The sequence below is a fragment of the Cedecea selenatireducens genome (assembly GCF_042138895.1).
Lineage (GTDB): Bacteria > Pseudomonadota > Gammaproteobacteria > Enterobacterales > Enterobacteriaceae > Cedecea > Cedecea selenatireducens.
This window is the reverse complement of record NZ_JBHIKW010000002.1, coordinates 475,400-491,167: the sequence shown is the minus strand read 5'-3', so window position 1 is coordinate 491,167 and position 15,768 is coordinate 475,400. Positions and strand designations below refer to the sequence as shown.

Annotated in this window: 12 protein-coding genes; 6 read left to right on the top strand and 6 right to left on the bottom strand. The window is 56.9% G+C overall.

Translation table 11 applies throughout. The annotated features are described in order from the left end of the window. Window position 1: 1 nt before the first annotated feature. The 5 genes from ACE38U_RS05135 to ACE38U_RS05115 form a co-directional block, all read right to left on the bottom strand. Window positions 2-991: an ABC transporter permease gene (locus tag ACE38U_RS05135; RefSeq protein WP_375529289.1), complete on the bottom strand. Its 990-nt coding sequence runs from the start codon at window positions 989-991 to the stop codon at window positions 2-4. Then, window positions 984-2,483 carry a sugar ABC transporter ATP-binding protein gene (locus ACE38U_RS05130; protein WP_176981933.1) on the bottom strand — a complete coding sequence of 500 codons (1,500 nt, stop codon included), beginning with the start codon at window positions 2,481-2,483 and terminating at the stop codon, window positions 984-986. Before ACE38U_RS05130 ends, ACE38U_RS05135 begins: the two co-directional genes overlap by 8 nt. A gap of 108 nt (window positions 2,484-2,591) precedes the next feature. Further along, window positions 2,592-3,575 (bottom strand): autoinducer 2 ABC transporter substrate-binding protein, encoded by a 984-nt coding sequence (locus tag ACE38U_RS05125; protein ID WP_038479923.1) that lies wholly within the window; start codon window positions 3,573-3,575, stop codon window positions 2,592-2,594. A 382-nt stretch (window positions 3,576-3,957) separates the two neighbouring features. Continuing rightward, a complete protein-coding gene (locus tag ACE38U_RS05120; protein WP_375529288.1) occupies window positions 3,958-4,380 on the bottom strand; it encodes a DoxX family protein in 423 nt (140 codons plus the stop codon). 102 nt (window positions 4,381-4,482) lie between these two features. Beyond that, on the bottom strand, window positions 4,483-5,676 hold the full coding sequence (locus ACE38U_RS05115) for an ROK family protein (protein ID WP_375529287.1): 1,194 nt from the start codon (window positions 5,674-5,676) through the stop codon (window positions 4,483-4,485). Window positions 5,677-5,791: 115 nt separating this feature from the next. Here ACE38U_RS05115 and ACE38U_RS05110 point away from each other — a divergent pair, with 115 nt between their 5' ends. The 4 genes from ACE38U_RS05110 (at window position 5,792) to ACE38U_RS05095 (ending at window position 12,648) form a co-directional block, all read left to right on the top strand. Beyond that, window positions 5,792-9,064 (top strand): DUF5107 domain-containing protein, encoded by a 3,273-nt coding sequence (locus tag ACE38U_RS05110; protein WP_375529286.1) that lies wholly within the window; start codon window positions 5,792-5,794, stop codon window positions 9,062-9,064. Window positions 9,065-9,129: 65 nt separating this feature from the next. Continuing rightward, window positions 9,130-10,569 (top strand): sugar porter family MFS transporter, encoded by a 1,440-nt coding sequence (locus tag ACE38U_RS05105; RefSeq protein WP_038479935.1) that lies wholly within the window; start codon window positions 9,130-9,132, stop codon window positions 10,567-10,569. Further along, a complete protein-coding gene (locus ACE38U_RS05100; RefSeq protein ID WP_038479937.1) occupies window positions 10,569-11,390 on the top strand; it encodes an aldose 1-epimerase in 822 nt (273 codons plus the stop codon). Before ACE38U_RS05105 ends, ACE38U_RS05100 begins: the two co-directional genes overlap by 1 nt. Before the next feature lie 103 nt (window positions 11,391-11,493). Continuing rightward, complete coding sequence (locus ACE38U_RS05095; protein ID WP_038479940.1) at window positions 11,494-12,648, top strand: 3-phenylpropionate MFS transporter; 1,155 nt, start codon at window positions 11,494-11,496, stop codon at window positions 12,646-12,648. On the opposite strand, the gene csiE is transcribed toward ACE38U_RS05095, so the two are convergent. Next, complete coding sequence (gene csiE, locus ACE38U_RS05090) at window positions 12,645-13,925, bottom strand: stationary phase inducible protein CsiE (protein WP_038479943.1); 1,281 nt, start codon at window positions 13,923-13,925, stop codon at window positions 12,645-12,647. The two genes, ACE38U_RS05095 and csiE, sit on opposite strands and share 4 nt — an antisense overlap. Window positions 13,926-14,085: 160 nt before the next feature. Here csiE and ACE38U_RS05085 point away from each other — a divergent pair, with 160 nt between their 5' ends. Together ACE38U_RS05085 and ACE38U_RS05080 are read left to right on the top strand one after the other, a co-directional pair. Beyond that, window positions 14,086-14,697 (top strand): DUF1007 family protein, encoded by a 612-nt coding sequence (locus tag ACE38U_RS05085; RefSeq protein ID WP_071842985.1) that lies wholly within the window; start codon window positions 14,086-14,088, stop codon window positions 14,695-14,697. Beyond that, window positions 14,688-15,668, top strand: coding sequence for a nickel/cobalt transporter (locus tag ACE38U_RS05080; protein ID WP_038479949.1), 981 nt, complete (start codon window positions 14,688-14,690; stop codon window positions 15,666-15,668). The genes ACE38U_RS05085 and ACE38U_RS05080 overlap by 10 nt, the downstream gene beginning before the upstream one ends. The last annotated feature ends 100 nt before the right edge of the window (window positions 15,669-15,768 follow it).

Below are 15,768 nucleotides of genomic sequence, written 5' to 3'. Positions count from 1 at the left end.
CTCAAAGCTCCCTTGCGAGTTTGCGTTTTTCATTCCAGGCCGTGGCGCTGATGCTGACCAGGATAATCACGCCGCTGAATACGGCGTGCCAGTAAGAGGACACGCTCAGCAGCGTCAGGCCGTTTTGTAAGAAGGCCAGCAGGATAACCCCGAGCAGGGTGCCGGTGAGCGTCCCGCGCCCGCCGCTCATGCTTGTCCCGCCGAGAACCACCGCCGCCAGCACCGTCAGCTCAAAGCCCAGCAGCGAGTTAGGGGCGACGGACTGGGTAATCTGCGCCTGTACCACGGCGGCGATGCCGGCCAGAATGCCCATGTAGCCGTAGACGTAAAAATGCAGCTTAAGCAGGTTCATCCCCAGACGGGACGCCGCCTCGCGGTTGCCGCCCATGGCATAAATCTGGCGGCCAAGGCGGGTGTAGTTCATCAGCACGGCGGTGAAGATAATCACCGCGGCCAGGCACAGCAGCGGCAAGGTTAGCCCATACTGATAACCGTCTTTGGCGGTGAAAGAGAACCAGTTAATGCCATTCATAAACCAGTCCGGGAAGCCGTACAGCCACGTGCCTTTGGTGAGGTAAACCAGCAGGCCGTAGTAAACGTTTAGGGTGGCGATGGTGATGATGATTGCCGGCACCCGCAGCCAGTAAACCAGGAAGCCGTTGATAAGCCCGAGCAGCAGCCCGACGGCGATAGACATCACCAGCGCCAGCGCAAAGTTGCCGCCGTGGGCGATAACCCAGCTTGCCATGACGTATTGGGCAATCGCGGTCATCGCCGGGAACGAGATATCAATCCCCCCGGAAATAAGCACCACGAACAGCCCACAGGCCAGAATGCCGAGAATGGCGTAGCTAGTGGCGACGTCGGTCAGGTTACCGAGCGACAAAAACTCATCGGTGCTGATGCTCAGGCCAACGGCCAGCGCAATCACCAGCAGCCCAAGCCAGAATTCATGTTGCCCGAGCAGGCGGGAGAAACGAGGGTTATTCATTGACCACCTCAGCAATGTCCTGTTCGCTACAGCGATGAGGAGTAAACTCTGCGACCAGTTCGCCCCGGCGCATCACCAGCACGCGGTGGCTGTTGTAATACGCCTCCGGGATTTCATCGCAAATCATCAGTACCGCCAGCCCCTGTTCTGCCAGGGCGCGTGCGATTTGGTAAATGCCTTCTTTGTTGGCGATATCCACCCCCACCGTGGGTGAGTCGAGAATTAATATTTGTGGATTAGTCGCCACCCATTTGGCGATGGCGATCCTCTGGGCGTTGCCGCCTGAAAGTGTTTTTACCGGTAGCCCGGCATCGGAGACTTTAATGTTCAGTTCGCGAATGAGATCGGCCACCAGGGTTCGGGCTTTGGCGTGATCGAGCAGCCCGGCGGGGGTATGGAGCCGATCGAAAACCGTCACGATGGTATTGTCGTAGATCGACTGTTCCATGATCAGTCCCTGGGTCAGGCGATCTTCAGAGACGTAGCCGATGCCGTGTTTTATCGCATCGTGATTGTTGCGAAACCTCACCGGCACGCCGTCGATCAGCATCTCACCGCTTTGCGGCTGCGTCATGCCGAACAGGCTCATGCACAATTCGGTACGGCCAGAGCCGAGCAGGCCGACGATGGAGACAATCTCGCCGCTGCGCAGCGCCAGACTAATGTTGTGGTATTTGCCTTTGCGGCTGAGGCCACGCAGCTCCAGCATCGGCTGTTTTTCTGTCGGTGGCTTTTCCGGGAGAGGGCTGTAGTGGAAGCGCTGCCCGGTCATCAGGAAGGCAAGCTCATTGCTGTCCAGCTCGCTGGCTTGCCAGGTCCCGACCAGCTTCCCGTCGCGCATCACGCTGATGCGGTCGGCGACTTCCATCACCTCGTCCAGCCGATGGCTGACAAACACCACGCAGATACCGTCCGCTTTGAGTTCATTCACCACGCGCAGCAGGCCGTTAACCTCCAGGCGAGTCAGAGAAGCTGTCGGCTCGTCCATGATAACCAGCCGGGCATCGGCGGCAATGGCGCGGCAAATAGCGACCAGCTGGCGGTCGGCTATCGACAGCTTTTCCACCTTTTTGTCAGGATCGAGCGACACGCCGATGCGTTTCATGGCCGCCAGCGCCTGGGCTTTCATCGCGCTACGGTTAACCCACAGGCTGCCGCCGGGCTGGTAGCGGTGCACGGCGATATTCTCGGCCACGCTGAAATTGGGGAACAAAGAGAGATCCTGGTAGATCACCTGGATGCCGTAATGAGCGGACAGCGTGGGCGTCAGGCTGTGGAACAGTTTGCCGTCGAGGGCAATCTGCGCTCCTTTTTCCGGGTGATAGACGCCGGAAATCACTTTAATAATCGTGCTTTTACCGCAGCCGTTTTGTCCGGCCAGGCAATGGACTTCGCCTTTTTTGAGCGTCAGATTGACGTTATCCAGCGCCCGCACGCCCGGGAATTCCTTGCTGATATTCTCAAGAGTGATAAATGCGGAAGTGTCGGTCATGGGTAATGCCCCTGCCTGCGCCCGACGTGGGCGCGACAAAATAATCTTGTTGGAGAAGGCCGGCCAATTGACCGGCGTTCCGGTTTCCCTGGTGTTGGCTTAAGTGCCTTAGAAACCGAGTGACTGAGCGTTATCTTTGGTGACTTCGAGGATCTTGTTAAAGCGGATCACTTTCTTATCCATGTCGACATCGGCCTTGCCCAGACCGTCAATGGTCAGGTCTTTGGTGACGGCTTTGCCCTGCAGCAGCTGGTCGGCCACGGTGACAAGCGCATAACCGGCATCTTTAGGATCCCAGAGCAGCGCCTTTTTAATGTCGCCGCGCATCAGGTAAGGCGCGGCCTGGCCCGGCATCGCGATGCCAACTACCGCCAGTTTATCCTTCGCGCGTTTCTTCTGAACCGCCTGGCCCGCGCCGATTGGGCCGAGGGAACCAAAGCCGATCACGCCTTTCATCTGCGGGTAGGTTTTCATCAGGTCGAGCGTGGTGGAGTAGGATTTGTCGATGCTCTCAGCCACCGGCAGGCGCGAAGTTACTTCAAACATATCCGGGTATTTTTCTTTCTGGTACTTAATCGCGGAGTCTGCCCAGGCGTTATGCAAAGGCACGGTCAGCGAGCCGACGTAAATCGCGTAGCCGCCTTTGCCGCCCATGTCCTTCGCCAGCTCATCCATGTTGGCCTGAGCGTATTTCTCGCTGTCGATGGTTTCGATATCCCACTGGCCGATCTGCTGATCAGGGGATTCATGCGTCAGCACCACGATGCCCTGATCGCGCGCTTTTTTCAGCACCGGCTCCAGCACTTTAGCGTCGTTAGGCACCACGATAATGGCGTTCACTTTCTTGGCGATCAGATCTTCAATCACCTTGACCTGCTGAGCGGGATCGGGCGTAGCGGCACCGGTCTGGTACGCGTTAACGTTGAGTTTTTTCGCTGCTTCATTGACGCCGGTTTCCATCCGGTTGAACCATGGGATCCCGGTGACTTTCGCCACCACTGCGATTTCATACTTATCCGCCGCAACGGCCGTACCGGACAACATGCATGCAGAAATCAGGGTTGCACTGAGTAATGCGAGTTTGAATTTCATAGGTGTACCTTTTTATGAGGGACTGAGGCATGTCACGGAGAGGAGACTAGCAACGAAGGGAAGAGATAATGAATCGCAGTTTTTCTAAATGTGATTGGTGCCCATTAATGTTTTTTTTTGGATCTTTTTTGGTTAAAAAATGGTTAAATATATGATGTTTTTTTATACTGGTCGGGTTTGTTGGTGTTAATTAAACGCCATTTGGCAACTATAAATTAACAAAAATAAAACAATTTGGCTTAAAGATGGCGTGTGGGAGGAAAGAAAAGCCGTCAGTCAGCAAAAGAATGTTACGAATTTGTGAGCTGAAGCGAGTCAAACGGGATGGACGCGGAGACAGATGAAAAAGGCCGCATACGCGGCCTCCGAGTGAGGAAGGGATTTAGCGCTTGTCGACGGAAATAGCGCCAGGGCCAGTGACCGCCAACAGCAGGAATCCTCCAGCTATGCTGATGTTTTTATAGAAGTTTATCATATTCGGCATCACCACATCGCCGGTCATATTCCAGTAGTGATGGCCGATAAGCGCCGTGCCGAGGGTATAAAACACAAACAAAATGGCCAGCGGACGGGTAAAGAACCCGATGATGACCAGGATAGCGGCAACAACTTCCATAAACACCGCAATCACCGCCGCAAGCGTTGGCAGGGGAGTACCAAGATGCTCCATATACGCCACGGTGCCACTGAATCCGCTGATCTTCGGCAAGCCGAAAATAATGAACAGCAGAATCAACGCAATACGGGCAATAAGCAGGATCAGGGCACGAGATTGACCAAAATCGAAATAGCGTAGTGTGTTCATAGCGGGCTCGCCTGTAGTGGACTCAATTTAAAGTTAATACACAACATCCGAGCCTGCCATTGCCGCTGCGCCTCTACCACGCTGTTTGTGTTAGTGAATGTTTTACGCTACCAGCCCGGCCTCGACATATAAATAACCAATCCCCATGACCTGTTGGGCGCGTGTTAGCTGGCCGAAGTTTATTTGCGTAGCGTTGCTTTTTAAGGCGTCGCCATGGTCGAACGGATTAAAACCGATGCGCTGTTTAATAGAGTTCAGCCAGTTCTCGCCAAACTCGCAGCTGCGGCCGTAAAACCAGATTTGATTAATGTTGAGAATATTAAGGAAGTTATACAGGCTAAGCCCAATAGCATTGGCCGAATCTTCCGCCCAGCGAGCCACTCTTTCGTCGCCCGCATGCAGCGCCTGAACCAGCTGCCGGGAAGTTAGCTTTTCTGGATCGTGAAGCTGCGCCTCAGGATGTGTTTTAAGCCAGATACGCGCCTGCTTTTTTAGCGCGCTTAATGAGGCCACGGTCTCCAGGCAGCCGTAGCGCCCACAGTCGCAAGCCATGCCGTCGGGGTTGACGATGGTGTGGCCAATCTGCCCACTGCCGTAGAGATTGCCGCGATAAATTTGCCCGTTGATAACGAACGAAGAGCCGATGCCGTAATCGACGTTGAGCACGCAAAAGTCTTCCCGATTCCCGGCGTTCTGCCATTTTTCCGCCAGCGCAAGCATCACGCAGTCGTTATCCAGCAGCACCGTGACGCCGAGCTTTTCTTCCAGCAGATACTTAATTTCCACCGCTTCGCGCCACGGCGCCTGGGGCATGGTCTGCGACACGCCGGTCACGGGATCGACCTGCCCGTGGATCCCCAGCGCGAGGTTGATGGTTTTCTTCGGCCAGCTTTTGCGCCGCTGATGCCAGATGGCTTCAATGGCGGCTAATAAAGCCTGGGGAGACGGGGCGGAAATTGAGCGGCGCTCGAACTCCTCTATCGGCGACAGCTGCGCGTTGCACAGCTGGCTTTCAATGCTGGTGGGGGTGACGTTCATGCAAAGAATGTAATTCCCTTCCGGCGGGATCTGATAGCTGCCGCCGTTAAGCCCCCGGCTGCTGAGGTTTTCGCTGGAATGGCTGAGTTTTCCCTCTGCCACCAGCTCTTCCAGAATGTTGCTGACCGCCGGAATCGACAGCCCTGTGTGCTGAGCAAACTGCGATTTACTCAGCCGCTTGTGCCGCCATACCAGCTTCATCAGGGTTTGCCGGTTAAGCTGGCGCACCCGCTGATTGTTGAGACCTGACTCCTGCATTTCACTAAACCTCGTTAACTGTATTGCGTGAGCATTAAGCGATTAAATCATAAACGGCTGTTTCAAACTGTTGGCAACACCCAATTCACTGTTATTTGTTTACTGGAGAGTTGCTATGTACGGAGCGGTAAAAGTCTGGCAGGAAACCCTTTCACTCCCCACATGGACCACCGGCGCAGAAGACCCTAACCCGATGTTCCTCGAGCATCGCGTCTACCAGGGCTCTTCCGGGGCGGTTTACCCTTATGGCGTGATTGATACGCTGACCGGCAAGCGCGAAATGCGTGAGTATCAGGCGGTATGGCTGGAGAATGATTTTATTCGCGTCATGCTGCTGCCGGAGCTGGGCGGACGTATTCACCGCGCCTGGGACAAAGTGATGGAGCGCGACTTCGTTTACTACAACGAAGTGGTTAAACCCGCGCTGGTGGGCCTGGTCGGGCCGTGGATTTCCGGCGGGATCGAATTTAACTGGCCGCAGCACCACCGCCCGACGACCTTCATGCCGGTGGACGTCACCTTCCAGCAGCACGAAAGCGGGGCGCAAACCGTCTGGTTGGGTGAAGTTGAACCTATGCGCGGTCTGCAGGTGATGACCGGCTTTACGCTTTACCCTGAAAAAGCGCTGATTGAAATTACCGGTAAAGTCTTTAACGGCAACGCCACGCCGCGCCACTTCCTGTGGTGGGCTAACCCGGCGGTGAAGGGCGGTGACGAGCACCAAAGCGTGTTCCCGCCTGACGTTACCGCAGTGTTTGACCACGGCAAACGCGACGTTTCCGCTTTCCCGATTGCCCACGGCACCTATTACAAGGTGGATTACTCCGCAGGCGTGGATATCTCCCGCTACAAAAATATTCCCGTGCCAACGTCCTTCATGGCCGATAAGTCCGATTACGACTTCGTGGGGGCTTATCATCACGGCGAGCAGGGGGGGCTGCTGCACATTGCCGATCACCATGTGTCACCGGGCAAGAAGCAGTGGACCTGGGGCAACTGTGACTTTGGCCTGGCCTGGGACCGCAACCTTACCGACAGCAACGGCCCTTACATTGAGCTAATGACCGGCGTGTTCACCGACAACCAGCCGGACTTCACCTGGCTGGCGCCGTTTGAAGAAAAAGTGTTTGTGCAAAACTTCCTGCCTTACAGCAAGCTGGGCACGCTGCAAAATGCCAATACCGAGGCTGCAATCAAGCTCGAACGCCAGCAAGGGAAGTTAGCGCTTGGCGTCTATGCGATTTCACCGCTGGAGCAGGCCACGCTGCGCCTTGAAAGCGACGGTCAAATCCTGTGGCAATCTCCGTTGAGCCTGAAGCCGGCGGAAGCCTGGCAACATCAGCTGGCGGACGACTGGCCGCAGCGTCTGACGCTGACTCTGCTTAACGAACGTGGTGAAGCGCTGCTGAGCTATCTTGAGCACATCCCTGAAGAGCTGCCTCTGCCGCAGGCGGCGCAGGCTCCGGCTAAGCCCGAACAGATTGATAACTGCGATGAGCTTTATTTCATCGGGCAGCATCTGGAACAGTATCTGCACGCCAGCCGTTCGGCCTTCGATTATTACCAGCGAGCGCTGGACATTGACCCGCTCGATTACCGCAGCAACGTCGCGCTGGGGACGCTCGAATTTAACCGGGGTAACTGGCAAAAAGCCAAAGAGCATGCTGATGCGGCGCTAAAACGCGCCCATCGCCTGAACAAAAACCCGCAAAACGGCGATGCCAGCCAGCTGCGCGGCTCGGCGAAAGAGCGTCTGGGCGACTACGAAGGAGCCTTCGACGATTACTACAAGGCGAGCTGGAGCGGCAACTGCCGGGATGCGGCCCTTTATGCCCTGGCACGCCTGGCGATGCGCAAAGGGGAAACCGCTCGGGCATTAACGCTGGTGTCCCAAAGCCTGCAGTTCAATGCCTCCAATAACCTGGCCATGGCGCTAAAAGCGCTGGCGCTGCATCAGCAGGGTGAAAAAGCCACCGCGCTGGCGTGGACTGAGCAGCAGCTTGCCGTCTGGCCGCTGAGCTATGCCCTGCATTATGCCCGCTGGGCCATTACCCAAAACGAAGGCGACAAGCAAAAGCTGCTGCAGGTCACCGGGCAGCGTGGCACTAACGCCAGCGTTTTGGCCGGATGGCTGATGAGCTTTGGCGCAGAAACCGCTGCTCGTGAGCTGCTGGCGGTGCTCAACGCCCAGGAAGCAATGCCGCTGCTGTGGCAGGCCTCGCTGGAAGCTGATCCTCAGCGCCAACAGGGCTACCTGGCTCAGGCTCGCGAAAAATTCACCGCCCGCGTTCGTTTCCCTAACACGCTGGATGAAGTGCAGATGCTGATGCGCCTGCCGCAGGATGGCTTTGCGCAGTATCTGCTGGGCTGCTTCTGGTACAGCAAGCGCCGCTACGACGAAGCCCTTGGCTGCTGGGCGTTCTGCGCCGAACAAGTGCCGGAGTTCGCCTCCGTGCAGCGCGTGCTGGCCATTCATGCCTGGAATAAAGAACAGGATGCTAAGCGAGCTGAAACTCTGCTGCAGCGTGCGGTGGATCTCGAACCCGAGAATGCCCGCTTCCTGTTCGAACTCGATTTCCTGCTGAAGCTGAACGGCCGCTCGTCGGATGAGCGTCTGGCCCGCCTTGAGGCGAAACGTGAGGTGGCGCTGAAACGTGACGATCTGAGCGCTGAATTACTCAGCCTGTGGAACCTTCACGGCAAGCATGACGAAGCCGCTAAGGTCCTGGCGGAGCGCAAGTTCCATCCGTGGGAAGGCGGCGAAGGCAAAGTGACGGGGCAGTATCTGATCAACCAGCAGCGTCGTGCCCTGGCAAATATGGCTGACGGCGAATATGGCCAGGCGGAGGAGCTGCTTCAGCAGGCGCTGCGTTACCCGGAAAACCTTGGTGAAGGCCGCCTGGTCGGGCAAACCGATAACGATATCTGGTATCTGCTTGGCCGCTGCGCCCAGCTTCAGCAGCGTAAAGAGCTGGCCAAATCCTGCTACCGCGAGGCGTTGAAAGGCGGCACTTCGTTAGCCGCTGGGCGCTATTACAACGATCAGCCGGTGGATTACCTCTTCTATCAGGCCATGGCCCGCAAGCAGCTGGGGGAACTCGAAGCGGCTCACCAGCAGTTCAGGGCGTTTATCGACTGGGCTCGGGATCACAGGGAAGACGTTGTTGAGGCCGACTTCTTCGCCGTTTCTCTGCCTGACCTGATTGCGCTTAACGGGGATTCGCGCAGGCAGCATCGCCAGCACTGCCTTTTTGTTGAGGCGCTTGGACAGCTTGGCCTGGGGGATATAGCCACGTTCAATCAGCTGGTTGAGGAGTTACTGGCGCTTAACCCGGCCCATGACAAAGCGCATCTGCTGCGTCAGGCCCTTAGCTCCGGCGTGTTCTAACCATAATTCGCGGGCGACGATGAGTGCCCGCTCTTTACCCTACAAATACAAGATGAGGATCGACCATGGAACGTATGCAATCGCAATTACGCATGGGTTACGTCTGGACCATCTGTCTGGTGGCCGCCTGTGGCGGGCTGTTGTTTGGTTATGACTGGGTGGTTATCGGCGGGGCAAAACCTTTTTACGAAGCCTATTTCTCGATTACCGATCCGGCCGTTTCCGGCTGGGCGATGAGTTCAGCGTTAGTGGGCTGTGTCATCGGGGCGCTGCTCTCCGGCTGGTGCGCCGATAAGTTTGGCCGAAAAATTCCCCTTATTATTGCGGCGCTGCTGTTTACCGTCTCAGCCTGGGGCACGGCGGTTGCCAGCAACTTCGACCTGTTTGTTGCATGGCGTATTGTCGGCGGGGTAGGCATTGGCCTTGCTTCGGCGCTTAGCCCGATGTATATCGCAGAAATTAGCCCGGCCGCGCAGCGTGGGCGCTTTGTCGCGGTCAACCAGCTCACCATTGTTATCGGAGTGCTGGCGGCTCAGCTTATCAACCTGATGATTGCCGAACCGGTGGCCAGCCACGCAACGATGCAGGAAATCAGCGCGAGCTGGAACGGGCAGGCGGGCTGGCGCTGGATGTTTGGCTCGGGCGTAGTGCCTGCGGCGGCGTTCTTGATCCTGATGTTCTTTGTCCCTGAATCACCGCGCTGGCTGGTGCGAGCCGGGAAAAGCGAACGTGCTCACCAGATGCTGAGCCGCATCGGCAGTAAAAGCTATGCCGATGAAACGCTGAAAGATATTCAGGAAACGTTAAGCAAGGACACACAAAAAGTATCGTGGTCGACGCTGTGGGAGCCAAAGGTTCGCCCGATCATCGTGATTGGTATGGTGCTGGCGGTGTTCCAGCAGTGGTGCGGGATTAACGTTATCTTCAACTACGCGCAGGAGATTTTCGCCTCTGCCGGATTTGATATTAACAGCACGCTGAAATCGATTGTGGCTACCGGCCTGATTAACCTCGTGTTTACCATTGCCGCGTTGCCGCTGGTGGACAAAATCGGCCGTCGTAAACTGATGCTGTTCGGTGCCGCCGGGCTGACCATTATCTATGCGCTGATTGGCGCGGCTTACGGCCTTGGCATTCTGGGCCTGCCGGTATTGATTCTGGTGCTGGCCGCTATCGCTACCTATGCCCTGACGCTGGCGCCGGTGACCTGGGTGCTGCTGTCGGAAATTTTCCCCAACCGCGTTCGCGGGCTGGCGATGTCGCTGGGCACATTAGCGCTATGGGTGGCCTGTTTCCTGCTGACTTACACCTTCCCTCTGTTGAATGCAGGCCTGGGCGCATCCGGTAGCTTCCTGCTTTATGGCGTAATCTGCGCCGCTGGCTTTATTTACGTGCGCCGTTTCGTGCCGGAAACCAAAGGCGTGAGCCTTGAAGCGCTGGAACAGCAGCTGGCCGAAGGGCGAGTGCATGCCTCGCCAGCGCCTGCGGCAAAGGCGCTGCGTTAATGGACGCGCTGCATCTGCAAAATGCTTTTCTCCGTTTAGCCGTCGCCCCGCAAGGGGCGTCAGTCCTCAGCTTTGAATCTCTGACGCACGGAAAAGCGGTCTTTCATCCCGCTGAACCGGCTCTGTTTCCTATGCTGCCGCTGGCGAACAGGGTGGCCGGAAATGCCTTTCAACTGCACGGCGAGCGAGTTTTGTTGCCTGACAGCCCTGTCGATGAGCATTTCTTTCTGCACGGAGACGGCTGGCTAAAGCGTTGGGACGTAGAGCATCACGATGAAGAGCGTTTGACGTTAAGCCTGCGTAGTCAGCATGCCTGCGGCTTTCACTACCTGGCGAAGCTGACCTGGCGGCTGGCGGGCAACAGGCTGTTAACCCAGCTTGAGTTAACGCACGTAGGCGAGAAGCCGATGGTTTATGGTCTTGGGCTGCATCCGTATTTTGCGCTGGAGCCGGGCAGCCGGGTGCAGTTTTCCGCCAGCGGCTTCTGGCCTGAAGGCGAGCAGCATCTGCCTTTGGCCTGGGAAGGAACGTTCACCGCTCAAACTGATTTTTCCCGCGCCAAAACGCCGGAGAACAAGTGGCTTAACGTGGGGTACTCCGGCTGGAGCGGGCTAGCTCTGATTGAGCATTCGGACATGCGAGTTTGCCTGCGCAGCCCAACGCCTTATTTAATGGTGTTCAGAATGGCGGACCAGCCGTTTATCTGCCTGGAGCCGCAAACGCACCCGGTCAACGCGCATAATCAGGCGGGAATGCCCGGTTTAGTGATGCTGGAGCAAGGTCAGTCAACGAGCCTGTCGATGGAGGTTGAGGTGAGCTAGCGCGCAATATCCATTATTTTGATGTGTGTTATTGCTCTGTTAATGTTTGCTTGCATGCCGGCCGGCTATCCCCGACACTATCGCCTCCAAAACGGGAGGGATCATGGTTTTGCATTCCACGCGCTGGCTGGCGCTCAGCTACTTTACCTATTTCTTTAGCTATGGCGTGTTTCTGCCCTTCTGGAGCGTCTGGCTCAAAGGCGTCGGGCTTCCCCCTGAAACCATCGGATTACTGTTAGGCTCAGGGTTAATCGCCCGTTTCCTCGGCAGTTTGTTATTAGCTCCACGCGTGACCGATCCTTCCCGTCTTGTTTTTGCCCTCCGTTTGTTAGCCCTTGCCACCTTGATTTTTGCCGCCGGTTTCTGGCTGGGTCATACCGCATTATGGCTGCTGCTCACGATGATTGGCTTTAACCTGTTCTTCTCGCCTCTGGTGCCGTTAACCGATGCGCTGGCGGGTACCTGGCAGCGGCAAATGCCGCTGGATTATGGCCGGGTGCGCCTCTGGGGATCGCTGGCGTTTGTCATCGGCTCGGCCGTTACCGGCAAGCTGGTGAGCGAGTTCAGCTCTCAGGCTATTTTGGTGCTGTTGACCATCGGCGCGGCGTCGATGCTGATTGGCATGATGCTGCGGCCTTCAATCATGCCGCAGGGGGAAGTCCGTCATCAGACGTCGGCAGGCTGGCCGGCCTGGAAAGGGCTGATTATCAGCGCGTGGCGTTTCCTGGCCTGCGTTTCCCTGCTGCAGGGGGCGCATGCGGCCTATTACGGCTTCAGCGCCATTTACTGGCAGGGGGCGGGCTATTCCGCTTCGGTGGTGGGCTATTTATGGTCGCTTGGCGTAGTGGCGGAAATCGTTATTTTCGCCCTCAGTAACAAACTGTTCCGCCGCTGGAGCGCCCGCGACCTGCTGCTGCTGTCTACCGTCACCGGCATTATCCGCTGGAGCCTGATGGCTACTACTACCGAACTTCCGTGGCTGATTGTCGCGCAGATCCTGCACTGCGGCAGCTTCACCATTTGCCACCTCGCGGCGATGCGCTATATCTCAGCCCGAAAAGGCGGCGAAGTGATTCGCCTGCAGGCCGTTTATTCCGCGGTGGCGATGGGCGGCGGTATCGCGGTGATGACGATTTTCTCCGGCTTCCTCTACCAGCACCTGCAGGGGGGAATGTTCTGGATCATGGCATTGGTGGCGGTACCGGCGCTGTTCCTGCGGCCAAAAGTGACCGCAGTTAATTCCGCTGCGGAAAGCTAAGCTTCGAGCAGCGCTTTTATACGCTGTTGCTGGTGGTCTCCCAGCGGCAGCGTGGCGTGAATGAGCGGAGGGGAAAACAGCGGCAGGGAAGTGGAATAGGGCGTAATCACCAGCACCACCTCACGCGGCGCGCCCTGGCTTTGAAACTGCTGTACCGCAAGGTACTTAATGTTCAACGGCAGCAGAGTCAGCTCGCGCAACTGCTGCTCAATTTTTTGCTCCAGATCGACATCGTCCCCGGTCAGCAGCAGCACCTGCTTTTCCTGAATATCACTTTCCTGCATCAGCCAGGCGCCGAAAATTACCGCCACCAGGCCCGTTTCCGCATCGGAAAAGTGAATCCCATAATGCTGTTCAAATTCGGCAAGTACCTCTCGCGAGGTTCTCATCAGGCGCGGGTAGAGGCGCGTTATCTCTTCTGGCAGATTGCTATCGATGCCGATATTAAACTGGCTGCGATTAAGCGCCTGGGCGAGGTGAATATAAAGCTGGTCGCTCAGCCCCTGCTCGTCGCTAAAAGAGAGCCCGGCCTGCTGGCGAAACCGCTCAATCATCCGCGCTATCTCGTTGTGTAAACGCGCATCCTGTTCGTGCTCATCATTAATCGGGTCAGGGATCCTGAGCAGCTGAAACAGCAGCGCCAGGAAATGCTGTTCGTCGACGTCCGCCGGACGCATTACCCGGCGCTTCCAGTGGCGCGCTATTTCCTGCGCGACAACAAATTCAGGCCGCAGCTGGCTCCATTCGCGCTGCTGCTGCGTCAGGATGGGGGCGTTGCCGGAATGATGCTGATGCAGACAGTACTGTAAAAAAAGCGTCAGGAACTGACTGTCCCGGCTGTCGTACTGCCTTTTTAAACGCCGGGCGCACAGATTAACCAGCGCCCGTAAATTGGTTTCGTCATACAACGCCTTGATAAGCCCCAGCTGATTTAGCTCAGACTTGAGCGCCGGGCTGAAGTGATGCTGCACAAACTGAGGGCAAAGGCGCAGCGAGCGCCGCAGCCAGTGCAGCAGGCAGAGGCGGCGGTCGAGGGCTGTGCCTTCAATCCGATAGCTGCCGTCCTGCTGCTGAGTCAGGGAGAGACGGTGATAACTCTGGATCTCGTGGCCCGTGTCGGCTATATCTTGCAGGGTTTGCGTCTGGTCCACGCCGTTAACGCCGGCAATCACCTCCGGCGTAACGATCTGTTGCGGAAGATAGAGCATCAGAAGCAGGTGGCAGCGGCGCTGCGAACTGGAGAGCACAGAGGGTGGCGGCGTCAGTAAAGTCATCATCTGGCTGTCCCAATGTGGTGTCAGAAGTTAAGAATAGCTAAAGGTTTCGACGCATATATCGACCTTTTTAGTTTTTCATCACGGAATTTAGGCTGGCTCACAGAATTTAAATCTTGAGGGAAGCATGAGCGACAAAAGAATCAGCCTGAAGGGAGTAACCATGCTGGTGGTAGGGCTTTCGGCGGCGGGCGTGCAGGCACATCCCCACAGTTTTATCTCTATCATTACCACGCCGGTGGTTGAGCAGGGACAGCTGACGGGGCTAAAAATGCAGTGGACGATGGACGACATTACTTCAGCGGATCTGTTGTATGACGCCGGTGACGCTAAACCGGATTCTCCGGTGTGGAAAAAGCTGGCCGCCGAGGTGATGGCCAACGTGCTGGGGCAGCACTATTTTACCGAGTTCTGGCATAACAAAGAGAAGGTGAAGTTTGGCAATTTGCCGCCGCAGTATGGCCTGAGCCGCAGCAATCATCAGGCGGTGCTGACGTTTGTGCTGCCGCTGGCGCACCCGCAGCCGCTGAAAGGGCAGACTTATCGCTTCTCGACCTTCGATCCGACCTATTTTGTCGACATGAGCTACGACCACGATACGGACGTGCATTTGCCGCAGACGCTGGCCTCAAGCTGTAAAATTTCCGTTCATACGCCGAAACCGAGCGAAGAGACGCTGCTGTTCGCGCAGTCGCTGGATAAAGCCGATGCGCCGCCGGAGGACATGGACCTTGGCAAGCAGTTTGCTCAGGAGGTGACGCTAACATGTCAGTAATTGCCGTATCTTCTCCCGTCCGCCGTTGGGCCCATCTGTGGCCGCTGGCGCTGTTTATTCTGCTTGCCGCCGCCGGGCTTTACGCCCTGTGGCTCTACTGGCCGCAAATCCTGCTTAGTTCCGCCGGCTGGCAGCGCTCAATCAATCAGGAATTGAGCGGGCTGCTGCGCCAGGTGGCCGAAAACCCTGCCCGGGCGGGCCTGTCGCTGCTCTCGTTCAGCTTTGTGTATGGCGTGCTGCATGCGCTGGGGCCGGGACACGGAAAAATTGTTATTACGACCTGGCTTGCTACGCACCCTTCAAAGCTCAAAAGCAGTCTGGGGCTGACTTTTGCCGCCTCTTTATTACAGGGGCTGGTGGCTATTGTGCTGGTGGTTGTGGTGCTGGGCGTGTTGGCCCTGCCGTCGCGCCAGCTTCATCTCAGCAGTTTTTGGCTTGAGAAAGGTAGCTATCTGCTGGTTGGCGCGCTGGGCGTTTTGCTGAGCTGGCGTGCTTTACGCCGCTTACGCGTTCAGCTGCGCCGCAAACCTAAATTTACCTCGTTTACGCCGCATCATGTGCATGACGCTAACTGCGGCTGTGGGCATCAGCACGTCCCGGATGAAAAACAGCTGGCAGCGGGGAGCGACTGGCGGGCCAGGCTGATGATCGTCCTGTCCATGGGCATGCGTCCTTGTTCAGGCGCGATTATGGTGCTGCTGTTCAGCAAGGTTATCGGAGTCTTTAGCTGGGGCGTGCTTTCTGCGCTGGTGATGGCGGCGGGCACCTCAATCACGATTTCCGGCCTGGCGCTGCTGGTGCACAGCTTCCGCTCGCTGGCGGTTCGGTTAAGCGGCAATCGGGCGCCGGTACTTTGGCGGCAGGTGGGCTGGTCAACGCTGGCGCTGGCGGGCGGCGTGATTCTGGTGGTGGCGGCGCTTATCATGTGGCTGAGCGTTCAGCCGATGGCGAGAGGCATCCGGCCTTTCTGACCGTACTTGAGAATAAGGGCATAAAAAAATCCCCTCGCCGCAAAGGCTGAGGGGATTTTTGTTTTTGCCTCTTATCTGATAACGAAGGGGAGGCAAAAAA

Bases quoted from the DNA above. Each gene is read 5' to 3' on its own strand.
- ACE38U_RS05085 (WP_071842985.1), top strand. From the start codon at position 14,086: ATGCTGGTGGTAGGGCTTTCGGCGGCGGGCGTGCAGGCACATCCCCAC.
- csiE (WP_038479943.1), bottom strand. From the start codon at position 13,925: ATGATGACTTTACTGACGCCGCCACCCTCTGTGCTCTCCAGTTCGCAG.
- ACE38U_RS05110 (WP_375529286.1), top strand. From the start codon at position 5,792: ATGTACGGAGCGGTAAAAGTCTGGCAGGAAACCCTTTCACTCCCCACA.
- ACE38U_RS05095 (WP_038479940.1), top strand. From the start codon at position 11,494: ATGGTTTTGCATTCCACGCGCTGGCTGGCGCTCAGCTACTTTACCTAT.
- ACE38U_RS05105 (WP_038479935.1), top strand. From the start codon at position 9,130: ATGGAACGTATGCAATCGCAATTACGCATGGGTTACGTCTGGACCATC.
- ACE38U_RS05120 (WP_375529288.1), bottom strand. From the start codon at position 4,380: ATGAACACACTACGCTATTTCGATTTTGGTCAATCTCGTGCCCTGATC.
- ACE38U_RS05115 (WP_375529287.1), bottom strand. From the start codon at position 5,676: ATGCAGGAGTCAGGTCTCAACAATCAGCGGGTGCGCCAGCTTAACCGG.
- ACE38U_RS05130 (WP_176981933.1), bottom strand. From the start codon at position 2,483: ATGACCGACACTTCCGCATTTATCACTCTTGAGAATATCAGCAAGGAA.
- ACE38U_RS05100 (WP_038479937.1), top strand. From the start codon at position 10,569: ATGGACGCGCTGCATCTGCAAAATGCTTTTCTCCGTTTAGCCGTCGCC.
- ACE38U_RS05080 (WP_038479949.1), top strand. From the start codon at position 14,688: ATGTCAGTAATTGCCGTATCTTCTCCCGTCCGCCGTTGGGCCCATCTG.
- ACE38U_RS05135 (WP_375529289.1), bottom strand. From the start codon at position 991: ATGAATAACCCTCGTTTCTCCCGCCTGCTCGGGCAACATGAATTCTGG.
- ACE38U_RS05125 (WP_038479923.1), bottom strand. From the start codon at position 3,575: ATGAAATTCAAACTCGCATTACTCAGTGCAACCCTGATTTCTGCATGC.